Here is a 14,709-nt window from a genome sequence, read left to right as displayed (position 1 = left end):
GCAACAAAGCCCTCCCCAAGTGTAACTAACTGGTCTCCCGACAGGCTTTATACCAAATTTTTCCAAAAATCCTTTTCGGAAAACTGTATTGCACATAATAAACATATACCACGTGAAATATCATCAAAGGAGTTATGAAGAAACATGCAAATGCAAGAACCATTCTCACAACCAGACTGGGATCTGGAAAAATCTTATATAAACCACCAAGCATTGCAGCCATGACAAACATCATGACTTTAATGACACTAAACTTACCCCCTTCTTTTTTTTCAACATAAAAAATATTTTTATCGACTGTTTCATCAAGCAACCTCATTGCCTTATACTTTAATAATGGCCTATTGTCTTCAAAGACATAAGCCTTATCAAGAAAGTCTATTTTCTCGACCGCCAATAGAATATTTCTGGACGATTTCCTAGCAGAAAGCACAATGTAAAGCATCAAGAAAACAAATATAACAACAGCTGCACTGGTGGGAACAGGAGGGCTAATGAGTGAGGAAATCAGACCAATCCCTATAAAAAAAACCAAAAACGGAAACAAGGTGAGAAAAAAACCGAATACATAACAAGGCAATGTATCTGCGAAATTTGACTTATAATAAGTCACAACCATTGTCACTGCAAAAATGGGAGTAACAAAAATGCTAGACATTATAACAAGATAGATGCCGGGAGTACTTTCATAAAACAAATGATAAGCAGCGGCTGCATTTAGTATCGACCCTAAAACACCTGATACAAAAGCAACCGGCATGGCTTCCTTGACAGGAAAGTCTACAGATTTATGCATTCCAATAACGTCTATTCGACTTTAAGAAGAGCACCACTAAAATTAAAATGTTTAAAAATTTACAATTAATGCCTTATTGTATTTCCTTTCCAAGCCCCTAAGGAAGGTCTGAACAAGTCTCCAATCTTCCCGTAAACTGACTCCCCCTCAGTCAGATCCAGGACGCCAGCATGCGACAGCAGATGACCTTCACCGATCTCGAACTCGCCGCTAAGAAGAAGCGCACCCGCCGCGAAATCTTTCTGACAGAGATGGATCAGGTCATGCCTTGGGCGCAGCTCGAAGCCGTCATCGATCCAGTGTATCCCAAGCCTGGCAACGGTCGCCGCCCCTACCCGTTGTCCGCCATGCTGCGCGTCTACTGCCTGCAGCACTGGTACAGCCTGTCCGATCCCGCCATGGAAGAAAGCCTGTACGAGATCGCCTCCATGCGCCAGTTCGCCGGCCTCTCCCTGGACGCCGTCCCGGACGAAACCACCCTGCTGAACTTCCGCCATCTGCTGGAAAAGCACCAGCTGACCCACGCTCTGTTTACCGCCATCCACCAGCATCTCTGCGACAAAGGGCTGATGTTGAAGCAAGGCACCATCGTCGATGCCACCCTGATCCACGCGCCCAGCTCCACCAAAAACGCTCAGGGCGAGCGCGATCCGGACATGCATCAAACCAAGAAGGGCAATCAGTGGTACTTCGGCATGAAGGCCCATATCGGCGTCGACGCCCAGTCCGGCTTGGTGCATCACGTGGCCGGCACCCCCGCCAATGTGGCGGATGTCACGATGGTCGATCAGTTGTTGCACGGCGAGGAAATCGATGTGTTTGGCGACGCCGGCTTTGCTGGCGTGCACAAGCGAGCCGAACACCAATCGCGAGCGGTGCGTTGGTGGATTGCGATGAGGCCCGGCCAGCGCAAAGCGCTGACCGATTCAGCCGACGACCGGCAGATCCAGCTGGGCGAAATGGTCAAAGCCAAGATTCGGGCCAAAGTGGAGCATCCGTTTCGGGTCATCAAGCAGCAGTTTGGCTACCTGAAAACACGCTACCGCGGTTTGAAGAAGAACACCGCGCAACTGATGACGCTGTTTGGGCTGGCCAACATCTGGCTGGCGCGAAAGGCCTTGCTGGCGGCGAGTTAAAAGGCCGGATGACCGGAAGCACCCGGTCATCCTCATGGCGGGCGATCTGGAATTGGTGGGTGAAATGCAACCGAAGCCCCGCGAGAAATTGCATTTCTGTTTGCGTGGCAGGTTGTTCAGACCTTCCCTAATAACAAAATAATGAAAATACGTACTGCAAGCCATCTTTCCCCATATATGAAGAGTTAAGCCATAGCTTAATAAAGAAAGAAACAAAACCGTCATATCAACTGTACCAAGCTTATTGAAAATTTGTGAAATTGCATATCCTGCCGGAACCAGAATTGATATTACAGCTAGTATCTTGCCTTTTCCCTTTTCAAGACATTTAGACATTAGGCTGTTAGTAGGCACTACCGATGGTGTCAAGTCAATAGAGAAGCCTCGCTTGAGCATTATGTAGCTTTCACTCACAATTAAGTTCTTCTCAATTAATCCATCACCCAGGAGAACCCGCTTAAACGCAGCGACTTTAACTGCAATCCAAAGCATAGCAATGATTGAAATAAAAGCACTTGTCAATATTAAAAATACTATATTGTGAGGCACAAATATCAGGCATCCCAAACTAAGGAACCCAAATGGAAATATTGCATAAAGCCAGACAGAAAAAGCATTAACTACAGCAATCGAAAACATACGGCTCGGCGGCTTAATAACCAAGCCAACGACATAATAAAAAATACCAATTAATACGCTTACAAATGCTACGCACTTATAAAAAAACACCATTGAATCTGAACTTGAAAACATCAACCATAAAGGCAATACGAAGAAGAGAATAATAAAAAAAGGAATGGATACAGCTGTAAGTTTCAACTTGTCGGATGGGCTGGTTATATTCTTCTTCATGTCTTTGTTGCATAACTCAAAATCATGCCAAGATGTAGCAGATTTTTGGTGGAAAATTTCACACGCTTGTCGGCAATTTTCTCTAAATTTCTTGCTGTGCAGTGGCACAAAAATTAGTTATGCAGCAAAGCCTTTCGATTTTAATAACCGACAACAGCTTGCCCAATTTATCTTATTTCGGATACTTCTTGTAAACACTACTTTCCAATGGCTTTGGATTGATTGTGATAAGTTTCTTATCAGGAGTCAATATGATCTTGTATTTAAAAACTGAATTATCCTCTCCGGAGGCAATATCCAAATCACATGTTTTCGGATTGAAGTTCCACACCTTCCCTGTATACTCCGGCCGGTCATTTCTCCAACTATTGAAGGAGTGATCTTTGTTTAGTTCAAATGACTCAAACTCAGCATCACGCACTCCAATCCAAGTACCTATAATCGTTGACTCTTGAGTTGTACAAGCCTTTGCAGTGTTATTGATAGACTCTTCTAGTTCAGAAATTCTTTTAGAGTAAGCTTGCATCAGGCAGCTAATTTCCGCGCATTTATTTCTGCTTTTTACGAGCCATTCACCCTGCTCACTTTTTAACAACGCTCTATTCAAGGATATTGAGCGTGCAAGGTTATATTTTTCATTTAATATTACGTCTTTCAGTGCAACTTCTGGCGACTTGCATATCATAGCTTCTATATTTGACACTTTTCTTGAGCAGTCAATTGCCCAAGACTTTAAACTCATAGACAATAACGCAACAACCATAATCAAAGCGGCAGTTCTTTTCATTTTTTGTCCGACAGGCTAGTTTTTGATGAAGTTAACTTCTTCAATTCATTGTACTGCTTTTCAAGTTTTTTATCATACTTATTAAGTTCATAGCGCGGACCGTTATATATTCTTGCTGCTTTTGCCCACTCCTTCCCTTTTAATGCTTTCTTGAGTTCCGTATTTCCTTTACAATAAGCAACGAATAGCTTAAGGTGGGCGGATTCACTTTTGAAGCACTCATCCGCAAGCTCTATAGCACTATCAAATCCACAGCTTTTGTAGTTGAATCCCATGACTTGGAATCCACCCCAAGAAACACTTTGGGCAATCGTTTCTACTGAGTACCCCTTGCGAGATGCCTTGCAGAATCTAACCCATGAGCCAATTCCATCTTGATATTTATCTGTTTTCGGTATGCTTTTCCATTCTGACTTTGTATAGTCCTTGGGTTGAAAATATCCCTTTGAACATGACAGTTCATGATTTTCTTCTGTGTTGATTTTGTTATCTTTCCCACCTGATCTTTTGAAAACCACATGTCTTTCATAGAGAATTTTAGGTATGCCTGAAGGCAAGAATCCTTTCCCAGAAGCCTCCACATTGTAAAATGTTTTTACAATTTCCACTTCTAGATCTAACTCTTTTGCAGCATTATCAAAGTCGCTATCAGCAATCCCTTTTTGGGGATAGTTAATAACTCTATCACCTATCGAGCATACTTTTACAATGGGCTTTCCACTTTTGTCCCTAGTATGAATTACTTCTTCACCCAAAACACAAGGACAATAGTTATCAAGAAATTCTTGCAAGGTTAAAGTACCTTCTTTTCTCTGTTCCGGAAGAGAGTTCGCCGAATCTTCTTTTGCAGGTTCTCCATTGTGCTTCTTGGTAGGAAAATCATATTTTTTATATGGGGCAACGATCTGAATGCTTGCTTTGTCAAACTTAATTGGAATGCTTGGTAGCTTTTCCAATTCTCCTGAAATTATATTTTGAAGCGACATCTCAAGGCTTTGACCTTTGCATCCATGATCAATAGTAATTTTGCCTTGACCAGAGGAAACCCCTGCTCCAGAGGCAGGCCCACATGTGAAAGTGTATTTAATTCCCTTTGCGGGAAGATAATTTATTGGATCAACTACAGAAATTACTATGTATCCATCTTCCATTTTATCGCTCTTTATTTAACTTCTTTTTGGTCAACTATCCATTTTGGATTTACAGACAGGATGATTGATGCAATATCTTTCTCTTTTGAAAAGAACCGCTCAGATAGACCATCCTCCAAAGATCCCGATGCAAGTTGCTTATTTTCAGAATTAACAATGGAATATTTCTTGATCTTTAAATCTGGCTGATCTTTTAAAAATCCCTTTATATCAAGTTGCTGGCTGTAATCCATTCGTTCGCCAAAGGTTTCCGGCGTAGGAAATTTGTACTTCATTTGATCTGGACCGCTCAGGTTGTGGCTCGCACCCTTCACGCTGACGGTGCCGGGGCAGTGCAACTCGATATTGCCGCCGGCGATGCGGATATAAGCGCCGCCGCCCACGTTGAGCAGAATTTCTTCCTTGGCCGCAATGGTGATGCTGTCCTTGCAGGATGTAATGGTCACATCCTTGTCCGCCGTGATTTCCATCGCGTCGCTCTGAGCCTGAACTTGTACCTTGCCCTTAGCTGCGATCAGCTTCACCGCCACCTTGTCTTTCACTCCCGCCACAAACAGGCTGATGTGCTGGCCCACGTTGTGCAGCCAGCGCCTACCTGTCGTGTGGTTGGCGTCGCGCTGGGCGACGAGGTTGAGGTTGGTGCCGGCGCTGAGGGTCTGGCTTTGTTCGGTCAGGCTGGCGATGCCGGACGGGCCGGACAGCACCAGCAGCGGTTGTTGGCCAGCTTGCTCTTTCGCGGTTTTGCCGTCTTTGTCGGTATTGCTGCCGGCTTCCCAGGCCTTGAGCGCGTCGACGTGGTGCTGCAGGTGGCCGTCCGGCTTTTTGCCGGCTTTGGCGTTGTCCGGGCCGATTTCCTCGGGCCCGGTTTCCATGGTGTCGGCGAGTTGGCCGGTGGCGGTTTCAGCCAGGGCTTGGCTGAGCGATAGCGCCGCGTCGAGCTGGGATTGAGCGTGTTCGCGCGCCAGCTGTTTGCCGCCAGCGCCATTTTGCGCTTCGGTGGACAGCAGCAGGCCGTGCGCGGCGCGGATGGCGCCGTGCTGGTCGGTGCGCAGCTCGAAGCCTTCGCCACGCGGCTGGGCTTTGCCGTTGCTGCGCGGGTGGGTGAGGAAGCCCTGGTTGAGCTGGGTCTTGCCGGATTCGGAGCTGAGCTTGGCGCGCACTTCGCCGGGGGTGTCGTCGAACAGCAGTTCGTTGTAGCCACCGCCCTAGTGTTCTTTGCTCTTGATGCCGGACAGCGTCTTGTTGGCGGGCAGCGCGCCGGCGCCGCTGAAGTCGGGCGTCGGGTGGCTGCCGTTGTACAGGACCCCTGTTATGACGGGGCGGTCGATGTCGCCTTCGATGAAGCTGACCAGCACTTCCTGGCCGATGCGCGGGATGAACTGGTGGCCGAAACCGGCGCCGGCGCTGGGCATGGCCACGCGCAGCCAGCAGCTGGATTTGTCGTCGAGATTGGCGCCGAATTGGGTGTGTTCCTCTGGCCGTTGCCAGTGGAACTGCACCTTGATGCGGCCTTGGCCGTCGGTGTAGATCTCGTCAGCCACTTGGTCTGTCGGCTCGGCCGGGCCGACCACGGTGGCCGTTTGCACGCCGCGCAATTTGGGCTTGGCCAGCGGTGTGTCGGCATAGGCCGGGGTCAGCGGGATGCCGCGGCGCTGGGTCTGCAGCGTGGTGGTGAACGGCGCGGCGTCGCTGGGGGCGCCGACGTGCTGGGCCAGATCCTTGGGCAGGTTGTTGCGAACCTGGAAGGTTTGGCCGGTGACCACGAATTCGCGGTGTTGCGGGCTGTCGGCCTCATGCGCCGGATGGTCGTCCAGGCGGAACCATTCGCCCGGCTGCAGGCCGCGCACGGTGCCGCTGGCAGTGAAGGATTTGGCCTGCAGGTCATGCGCCTGCTGGCGCAGCTGGGCATAGCGGCCCAGCTGTTCATCGTCGCCGGCGTAGTACAGGCCCGGCGCGTCGTAGTGGGTCAGGCTGCTCTGCAGCGACTGGCCGGCCTGGCCTTGTTCGATGCGGCTGCCGTCTTCGCTGTGCTGAGTGGAGACCGGCTTGTAGTCGTAGCTGGCCAGCGCCACACTGCTGGGCACGATCTGGCGGGTGGCCTGCCATTCGGTCAGGCCGTCTTCGTCTTCGGTGGCGTCAGCGCGGTGGAAGCGCACGCGGCTCAAGGTGGCGGCCGGCAGGCTGTGCGGATCGTCAAACACCGCCAGTTGCACCTGCGGGCCATCATCGTCTTGATGCAGGAAGCGCCAGCTGAAGCCTTCCTCATGCATCAGGCGCACGATGAATTCGTAATCGCTCTCGCGGTATTGCAGGCAGTAGCTGCGCGGCTGGGTCGGCTGTACCTGGATGGACAGCGTCTGCACCCGGGCGAAGGCCGGGTTGCTCTGCTGATGTTCGGACAGGATCTGCTGGATGATGTCCGGCACCGACAGGTCCTGGAACACGCGAGAAGTCCGGCGGTGACGCAGCAGCGCGAACGGCGGTTCGATCGTCAGCTCGTACTTGGCGAAGCCGCCATCGGCGCCGGCCAGCCTGGCCTCGCTCACCACACCGCAGCGGATGGACTCGCCGCCCGCAGCATCCTCGATGCCGATGCGCGCCGGCTGGCCCAGCAGCGACTTCAGTTCGATATGGGTGTCCGGCGACAGGCAGGTCAGTGTGTAGCGGTACGGTTGGGACAGACCCTCTTCGGCCTGCAGGCTCAGCGGCAGCAACTGCTCGGCGGCGATCTGCCCGGTGCCCAGCCGCAAAGTCAATACCCGTCGATCTTGGCCAAAGGCGGAGGCGAAACTGGCCAGCAGTGCGTTCAAATCCATCCGATTCCCAAATAAAAATACCCTCATAGCGAGGGCATGTCATTGAACTAAAAGGGGATAAGAATTTTATGATGCTATGTAAGCGTCAACAAGCTGGTCTCGTCAAAAATCTGACAAACCTACACTTAAGTACAGGTACAGCAGGGCAAAACTTACCTGGAAGACCCATGCAATGGCGCCACGCTCTCGTCCAAGGCGCGCTGCAGCGCCACATCTAGGCACGGGATTTCGCCAAGCTTGTCTTCCGGCAAGGCTCCCCGCTCGCAAGCAAGATCGAACTCCCTCTCCAACTGCTGGATGATGAGCAACTGGGCGGCCACTTTATCGGCAATCGGGGTCTCGTTGGGAAACAGATCTTCCGTGATCGATACCTCATGCATGCTACGCGTCAACTGCTGAGCCTCCGACACTGTTAACCGACCTCTCCTGATCATATTCAATGCATGGTTCAGCTCATCCGCCAGATTCTCGATACCATATAGTCGTGTCATGACATTGCCCTTCTTGAAATTGTACATTTTCAAGATAAAACAGTAGGCCAGCACTTACAACCTACATGTGATACACGGCAGGAGGTTAGCTACGGGTATAAAACAAGCCCTACGAAAACAAGAAAAGGCCCCCCAAAAAAAGCTGACCAAAATGCTGACCAAACCACCCTCAAAAGCCCAAAAAAAAGCCCTGCAGGAGCAGGGCTATTTTTCGTAAGCAATTGATTTTGCTAGATATTCTGGTGGAGGCGGCGGGAATCGAACCCGCGTCCGGAAATCCTCTACAGTGAGTTCTACATACTTAGTCGTGTCTTTTGGGATTTAACCGCTGCCACGCCGACGGACAGGCTGGACTTTGGCGAGTTACCTATTGTTTCGCACTGAGCCAAGTAACCCGGCACAGCACTAGCAGATGTAGAGTGACACTACAGGGTTTTGACGCCCCCGGCCCATCTGCGAACCGTTGTAGTGTCTGGCCGGCCGTTAGGCTGCCAGAGCGTAAGTTTCGTCGTTTGCGACTATATAAATTCAGCGTTTTACGGGGTGACTGAAATCCCGGTATGCCCTCATCTGCTTCGCAACCCCCGTCGAAACCAGGTCGCCCCCAGATAGGAATGCTTATTATATTACAACTATCATCGCTTGGCGAGCCTTTGCATGGCTCGCCCACTCACCTTATTTGAACAGCATATGCCCCAGCTTGGCGGCCTTGGTGTCCAGGTAACGGTCGTTGTACGGATTGCGCCCCACCTGCAAGGGCACATGCTCCACCACGCTGATGCCGGCCGCCTGCAGCGTTGCCAGTTTGCGCGGATTGTTGGTCATCACCCGGACGCTGCCTATGCCCAGATGCTCCAGCATGTGGCGGGTGATACGGAAATCGCGCATGTCGGCCGGGAAACCCAGCTGTTCGTTGGCCTCCACGGTATCGGCGCCGCCATCCTGCAGCTTGTAAGCGCGGATCTTGTTGATCAGACCGATGCCGCGGCCTTCCTGGCGCAGGTACAGCAACGCGCCGCGCCCGGCCTTGCTGATGGCCTCCATCGCCGCTTCGAGCTGGAAGCCGCAATCGCAACGCAGAGAGAACAGCGCGTCGCCGGTCAGGCATTCCGAATGCAGCCGCGCCAGCACCGGCCGGCCATCGGCCACCTCGCCCAAGGTCAACGCCACATGCTCCTGGCCGCTTTCTTCCTCGAAGCCATGCATGGCGAACTCGCCCCACGGCGTGGGCAGCTGGCAGCTGGCGATATAACGGATGACTGGCTCAGGAACGGACTGCGGATGCGACGACATGACTTCTCCAACACTGAGGGGCGCAACGGAAAAAGGCCGGCTAGGCGGCCTGAATGGACTTTAGTTGGGGAGCGATTCCTCATTTTCAAGCGGCGGCAGCTTGACCAGCAGCTGCGGCAGCACCACGGCCAACGCGGCCAGCCATACCAAGCGCTCCGGCGTGAAGTGGCCGGTCTGGAAGGATTCGGCGTCGATGATGCCCAGCACATTGTCGTCGCTGCCCAGCACCGGCAGGCAGACTTCGCTCTTCACCTTGGGGTCGCACTCGTAGTAGCCGCCACCTTCGGCGCGCCACTGCGCCACATCGTCCACCAATACAGCCCAGCCGGTCAGGCCGACGCGGCTGTTGTTGCTGTGCTCGGCAAATGCCTCGGTCAGCGGAAATTCCGCCCGGCTTTCCAGGCCTTGATAAGCCAGCTTGACCAGCACGGCGTTGTTGCCGGCACCAATCTTGCGGTAGATGCCCAGCCAGTCGGCGCCTATCTTGTTGTTGACCGAATCCAGCAGCGCATGCAGATTGACCAGCGCGGCGGTCGTGTCGGCGGTTTCCGCGCCCAAAATCACGCGCAGGTCGTATGGCGTTTCATCCAGCTCGTCGATCAGCGAGCAGCTGCCGCCCTCGCCCAGCTTGGGCACCTGATAGCGATACAGATCGCGGCGCGGTGCCGGCTTGTTGACGGCAATCACCGCCTGCAACGTCATCACCGCGATCTGCAGTTCCGTGACATCGAGTTTCAGGGCTTGTTCGCGCAGATAGTCGGTCAACTGGCTTGCGGGTATCATCAAGGGCGCTCCTGTGCTGCGGCGCGTCGTGCAACGCGCTTGAATTGCGAAACGCAACAGGATAACAAACCCGACCACGCTTCGCCATTTCGCCACTTTATATCGTAATGACCGCCATTCATATCCGCCAACCCGCGCTCATCATCAAAGCCGGCCGCCGCGCCCGGCAATTACTGCAAGACGGCCTGCGGCCGGATCAAGTTGCCATCCTGCCCGGCGCAGCCGGCGGCCCCAAAGCGGTGGGCATGACCGGGCTGGATCAGGCGGTGTTCCGCTGGCTGGAACAGGCGCCGCGCGAGCGCGATCTGGTGGGCGCGTCGATCGGCGGCTGGCGCTTTGCCTGCGCCATGCAGCCAGACCCGGCAGCCGCGCTGGCCCGGCTGGCGCAGCGCTACACCGAGGAAAGCTACCATCCAGGCGTCACCACCGCCCAGATCACCGCGCAAACCCGGAAGATGCTGCGGGATATCCTGGGCGAGGGTGGAATGGAGAATATCCTGAACCATCCCCGCTACCGGCTCAGCCTGCTGCTGGTGCAATCGCACGGACTGGCCAATCGCGAGGACAAGGCCGCGCTGTTCGCCGGGCTGGCCATGGCGGCGGCGTTGAACGCGCTGTCCCGCCCATTGATCCGTCACAGCTTCCACCGGGTGATCTGTCATGACGCGCGCAGCAGCCTGCGTTTCCAGCCGCAGGACGCCATCCCCACCCGCCTGCATGCCTTGCATGCAGACAATCTGGAAGCCGCGCTGATGGGCACCGTGGCCATCCCGGGCGTGCTGCAAGGCGTTCAGCTGCCGGACGCGCCGCCAGCCATTTACCGCGACGGCGGGCTGACCGATTACCACATCGATTTCCCCTTCGCCCACGGCGACGAGATCGCGCTGTATCCGCACTTCACCGACCGCATCGTGCCGGGCTGGTTCGACAAGACCATGCCTTGGCGCAAACCCAGCGCGGCCAACCACGCCAACACCGTGCTGCTGGCGCCATCGCGGAAATACCTGGCTGCCCTGCCCGGCCGCAGGCTGCCGGATCGCAAGGATTTTCGCCGCTATTTGGGCCGGGACGAGTTGCGCCGCCAACACTGGCGCGCCGCCACCGCGGAGAGCCAACGCCTGGGCGACGCGTTTCTGGAGTGGCTGGAGAAGCCGGCCACCATTACGGTTCAACCTTTGTAAACAAGTAGCAGCCGGGCATGCCCGGCTGCTCTGACCAAACCGCCTACGTCCTTCATTTCGGCCTCGTTTGACGCCAGTCGCGCCACAGATGGCCAACCATGCAGCTTAGCCATTGCAGCGTATAAGCCAAGATAGCGCCCACGCCAATGGCGCGCGCGCACAAATGTCTATCATGCTCGGTCTGCACCTCTCAGCTCAGTGCATATATCCACAAGACCAGCACCACAATATCAACCCCGCGCAGGCGGCTCCAAGATTTCATTCCCATTTCTCCTTGCTGTTCTTATCTCCGCATAACGCTTATGCGCGCGCGAGGAATGACAAAAGATTATGGCAGGCGGCAAAAAAGCCGGGCGAACCCGGCTTTGGCTGATCTCAGGAACGAGCCGGCGTCAGCCCGCTTGCGCCCAGCACTGATCCTCCGGCACATTGCGCGGCGTGGCATTCAGCTCCACCACCACATCGCGGGACTGCGCGCCCTTGCTGACGCGCACCGTCATCTTGTCGCCCACTCCGGGTTGATCGGCATCTCGGCGGTAGTTGAAGGCGCCCCAGTCCGCTACCTGGGCGCGGCCCAATTGCGGGCCTTGCACCATCTGATAGCGCTCTACCCCGCCCACGCCCTGCAGCTGGCCGCGCAGGCAGCGCACCGGGCTGCCATAAACGGTTTTGGCCAATCCCAGCTCCCCCGGTTGCGGCGGCTGCGGCTTGGCGTCACCCGCCGGACCCAGCGGACCTTCGCAACGCAAGGCGGCGGTCTTGCGCTTGAAGTCGTAGTCGGTGGCGGCGCAATTGGCGGCAAGCAGATTATTCAGGCCGCCGGTTTTCACCAGGCTCTGCAAGGCGCCGTCCAGCACGCGGTCCAGCTCCTGCCGCGCCTGGGTGGTATTGACCGCGCTCAGCGGCAGCGACCCCGTGCACTCGAAACGGCGCAACGCGCTATCTTTGCCGTCCGCCCACACTTGGCATGCCACCGGCAGCGAGCGCCGCATCGCCGCCTCTACGGCGGCGGCGTCGCCGGTTTGCCATTTATCGGCAGCGAGCCAGTCCACGCCTTCCGTGGTGGAGGTATTGCCCAGTTGCCCGGCCTGAGCCAACTTCACTTGCTGGTCGACATAGCTGCGGAAACCGGACACCAAGGCGGCATCGCCGCCCATGTCGCGCACCAGCGCGTCGAAGCGCTTGACATCGTCTGCGCGCAGCGCGGCCAAGATATCGGCGATCTTGCCGGGCTGCTGCTGATTCAGGTAATAGAACCACAGCGCGGAATGGCTGTAGAAGTCCCAGCCATCGCTGTAACTGGAGCGCATGATGCGGGACGGCTCCAGGAAGCTGTTCGGCCAGCCGCCGGCCACCACGTCCACCACATGGCCGCGCACCTTGATGCCGTCGCGCGAGGTGCTCCAGGCCATGAACTCGGCAAAGCCTTCGTCATACCACGGCATGCGGCGATCGTCGCGGTAGAACTCTGACGTGCCCCACATGCCAGGCTGGATGAAACGTCCGGACAGATAGTGCACATACTCGTGGCGCACCAGCTCTTCCAGCGTCAGATAGCTTTCCTTCGGCACTTCGCGCTGGAAGGTGTAGAAGGTACCGTCATTTTCGATGTAGATGCCGCCATTATCGGTGGACAGCTCATTCAACAGGCCCTGGAAGCGTTGGTAGTCGGTCTTGGTGCCGTAGATCACCATGCGCAGTTTGGCATTGCTGTCGCCCGGTACCGGATTGCGCGTGCCAGCCACGCGGAATAGCTGGGTCTGCACCTGTTTCATGGCGTAATACAGCGGCTCGACATCAGCCAGGCTCAGCGGCGTTTCAAATACCAGATTGCCGTTATCGAAGCTCCAACGATTGGGGAACAGATGCGCGCGCAGCTCTTGCTCGGCCTGGCAGATGCCGTAGCGCTCGCAGGGCGTCTTGCCCATCTTCTTCAGGGCATACACCGCCTCGGCCCAGGCCGCGCCGAACTTCTCCCCCTTCAGATGCTGCGCCACCGCCGTCTCGGCCTGCGGCGCAGTGCGGGGATACTGCATGAAACGGCCGGTTTCGCGCAGGGTGTTCAGGAACATCTGCTCGTCGGCAAAGGCCGCTTGCCCGGCGCGCGTCAGCCCTGCCAGGCTCGCCGCCAGGCCATCCAGCTGCCCCTGCTCAACCTTCTGCGCAAAGTCCGGCTGGTAGTTCATATTGAACAGCAGTGTCTGCATCGGGTGCAACGCGAAACGGGCCCAATTGTCCTTAACTGCCGCGTTGTAACGGCCGAAGAAACGGCCCAGCAGCGGCAGCGCGTAATCGGCCTTGCGCACCGAGTCGGCCAGGATCATGGTTTCCGCCACGCTCTGCCGCGCGTCGCGCTCGCGATACCAGTCATCGGCATCGCCGCTGCCATCCAGCGCCTTGACATTCCACAGCGCGGCATTGGCCGCCATCGCCTCCACCACCTGCATTACCGGCCTATCCACCGCCGGACCGTAATCGCCGACCTCCTGGGCATGGCTGTATTGCAGGAAATAGCCGGCCTTGAGGAACACCGCCAGCGGCCACAAGCCATTGGCGTTTTGGCCATCCCAATTGGCCGCGCGCGTTCGCGCTTCGGCCGCCGCCAGCTTCATATTAGCCGGCGATACCGCGCGGTAGCTCAGCGCGTCCGCCTGGAACAGACGGTTCACGCAAGTGCCATCCACGCTGGCCACGTAGCGCACCAAGTCCAGGCCGGCAAGCTGGCCGAACTTGGCTTCATCGCAGTTGGCATACTGCGGCGCAAGCAGCTTGCCGCGGGCTGCCGCCCGCGCCGACTGGCCTTGCGGACCTTGAACCCGAGCGGGCGGCTGGGCGCTGCCCTCCGCCGGAGCCGCCGGCGGCAGGCCGTGCGGATAGTCAGGCTTTTCCGACAAGGCGGGGGAGTGGGAGGAATAGCGCGCTGCAGGCTGATTGGCCTGCGGCGCCGGCTGGCTGGACGAACGCTGCTGGCCGCCATCAGTAGCGACGCAAGCGGACAAGGCGACTGCGATCACGGAAAGCCCCAAGGCCCGATACCGGCGGGGAGATTGATTGATTTTCATTGACTCATCCATTTTGACAAAATGACGATAGCTAATGCTATTCGCAACTAAAATCATAATGGATTGAATGAATATTGAATATTGTGTTTAAGGTCAGGTTTTAATCTTAAACAAAGAAATGAAAGCGTTAATTTTCACGAGACCGTTGCTTGCCCGGGGAAACAAGCACCCAATGCGCTGGGCATCTACTGCCTGCTCATGTACTTAGCGGCGGTGATCGGCACTCCGAGCGTGGTTTTCATCGTCTGGGAAGCCGCCAAGCTGCCGCTGCTATTGATCCTGGTGGCGGTCAGCATGTGGACGCTGTCCCGCACGCCGGCGCTCAAGGTGCTGGTCCGCAAAGCCTGATGCGGACAAAGAA

10 protein-coding genes, 1 other RNA gene and 1 pseudogene are annotated in these 14,709 nt (G+C 55.4%); 3 read left to right on the top strand and 9 right to left on the bottom strand.

Annotation, left to right across the window (positions count from 1 at the left end; genetic code table 11):
• Positions 1 to 25: 25 nt before the first annotated feature.
• The gene (locus BI343_RS19845; protein ID WP_139165770.1) at positions 26 to 796 is read right to left on the bottom strand and encodes a hypothetical protein; all 771 of its coding nucleotides are present in this window, start codon (positions 794 to 796) and stop codon (positions 26 to 28) included.
• A gap of 170 nt (positions 797 to 966) precedes the next feature.
• On the opposite strand from BI343_RS19845, the gene BI343_RS16550 reads away from it, so the two are divergent.
• A complete protein-coding gene (locus tag BI343_RS16550; protein WP_083340712.1) occupies positions 967 to 1,932 on the top strand; it encodes an IS5 family transposase in 966 nt (321 codons plus the stop codon).
• A gap of 1,024 nt (positions 1,933 to 2,956) precedes the next feature.
• Here BI343_RS16550 and BI343_RS19840 read toward each other — a convergent pair.
• The 7 genes and pseudogenes from BI343_RS19840 to BI343_RS16525 form a co-directional block, all read right to left on the bottom strand.
• Positions 2,957 to 3,571 (bottom strand): lysozyme inhibitor LprI family protein, encoded by a 615-nt coding sequence (locus BI343_RS19840; RefSeq protein ID WP_139165769.1) that lies wholly within the window; start codon positions 3,569 to 3,571, stop codon positions 2,957 to 2,959.
• Entirely contained in the window at positions 3,568 to 4,722 is a 1,155-nt protein-coding gene (locus BI343_RS19440) for an N-acetylmuramidase family protein (RefSeq protein ID WP_083341028.1), read from the bottom strand. Before BI343_RS19440 ends, BI343_RS19840 begins: the two co-directional genes overlap by 4 nt.
• An 11-nt stretch (positions 4,723 to 4,733) precedes the next feature.
• A pseudogene (locus BI343_RS16545) lies at positions 4,734 to 7,538 on the bottom strand (type VI secretion system Vgr family protein).
• 152 nt (positions 7,539 to 7,690) lie between these two features.
• Positions 7,691 to 7,930: a hypothetical protein gene (locus BI343_RS16540; RefSeq protein ID WP_139165768.1), complete on the bottom strand. Its 240-nt coding sequence runs from the start codon at positions 7,928 to 7,930 to the stop codon at positions 7,691 to 7,693.
• A 339-nt stretch (positions 7,931 to 8,269) separates the two neighbouring features.
• Positions 8,270 to 8,635: a transfer-messenger RNA gene (gene ssrA / locus BI343_RS16535) on the bottom strand.
• Between the two features lie 69 nt (positions 8,636 to 8,704).
• Positions 8,705 to 9,322 carry a GTP cyclohydrolase II gene (gene ribA, locus BI343_RS16530; protein ID WP_071110536.1) on the bottom strand — a complete coding sequence of 206 codons (618 nt, stop codon included), beginning with the start codon at positions 9,320 to 9,322 and terminating at the stop codon, positions 8,705 to 8,707.
• 60 nt (positions 9,323 to 9,382) lie between these two features.
• Positions 9,383 to 10,105 carry a GAF domain-containing protein gene (locus BI343_RS16525; protein ID WP_071110535.1) on the bottom strand — a complete coding sequence of 241 codons (723 nt, stop codon included), beginning with the start codon at positions 10,103 to 10,105 and terminating at the stop codon, positions 9,383 to 9,385.
• 107 nt (positions 10,106 to 10,212) lie between these two features.
• Here BI343_RS16525 and BI343_RS16520 point away from each other — a divergent pair, with 107 nt between their 5' ends.
• A complete protein-coding gene (locus BI343_RS16520) occupies positions 10,213 to 11,286 on the top strand; it encodes a hypothetical protein (protein ID WP_071110534.1) in 1,074 nt (357 codons plus the stop codon).
• 392 nt (positions 11,287 to 11,678) lie between these two features.
• On the opposite strand, the gene BI343_RS16515 is transcribed toward BI343_RS16520, so the two are convergent.
• On the bottom strand, positions 11,679 to 14,348 hold the full coding sequence (locus tag BI343_RS16515; RefSeq protein WP_169829032.1) for a collagenase: 2,670 nt from the start codon (positions 14,346 to 14,348) through the stop codon (positions 11,679 to 11,681).
• A gap of 198 nt (positions 14,349 to 14,546) precedes the next feature.
• Between BI343_RS16515 and BI343_RS20100 the strand changes: the two genes are divergently transcribed.
• Positions 14,547 to 14,696: a hypothetical protein gene (locus BI343_RS20100; RefSeq protein ID WP_169829031.1), complete on the top strand. Its 150-nt coding sequence runs from the start codon at positions 14,547 to 14,549 to the stop codon at positions 14,694 to 14,696.
• The last annotated feature ends 13 nt before the right edge of the window (positions 14,697 to 14,709 follow it).

This window comes from Chromobacterium amazonense (assembly GCF_001855565.1).
Classification (GTDB): Bacteria; Pseudomonadota; Gammaproteobacteria; order Burkholderiales; family Chromobacteriaceae; genus Chromobacterium; species Chromobacterium amazonense.
This window is presented reverse-complemented; position numbering and strand designations above follow the sequence as displayed.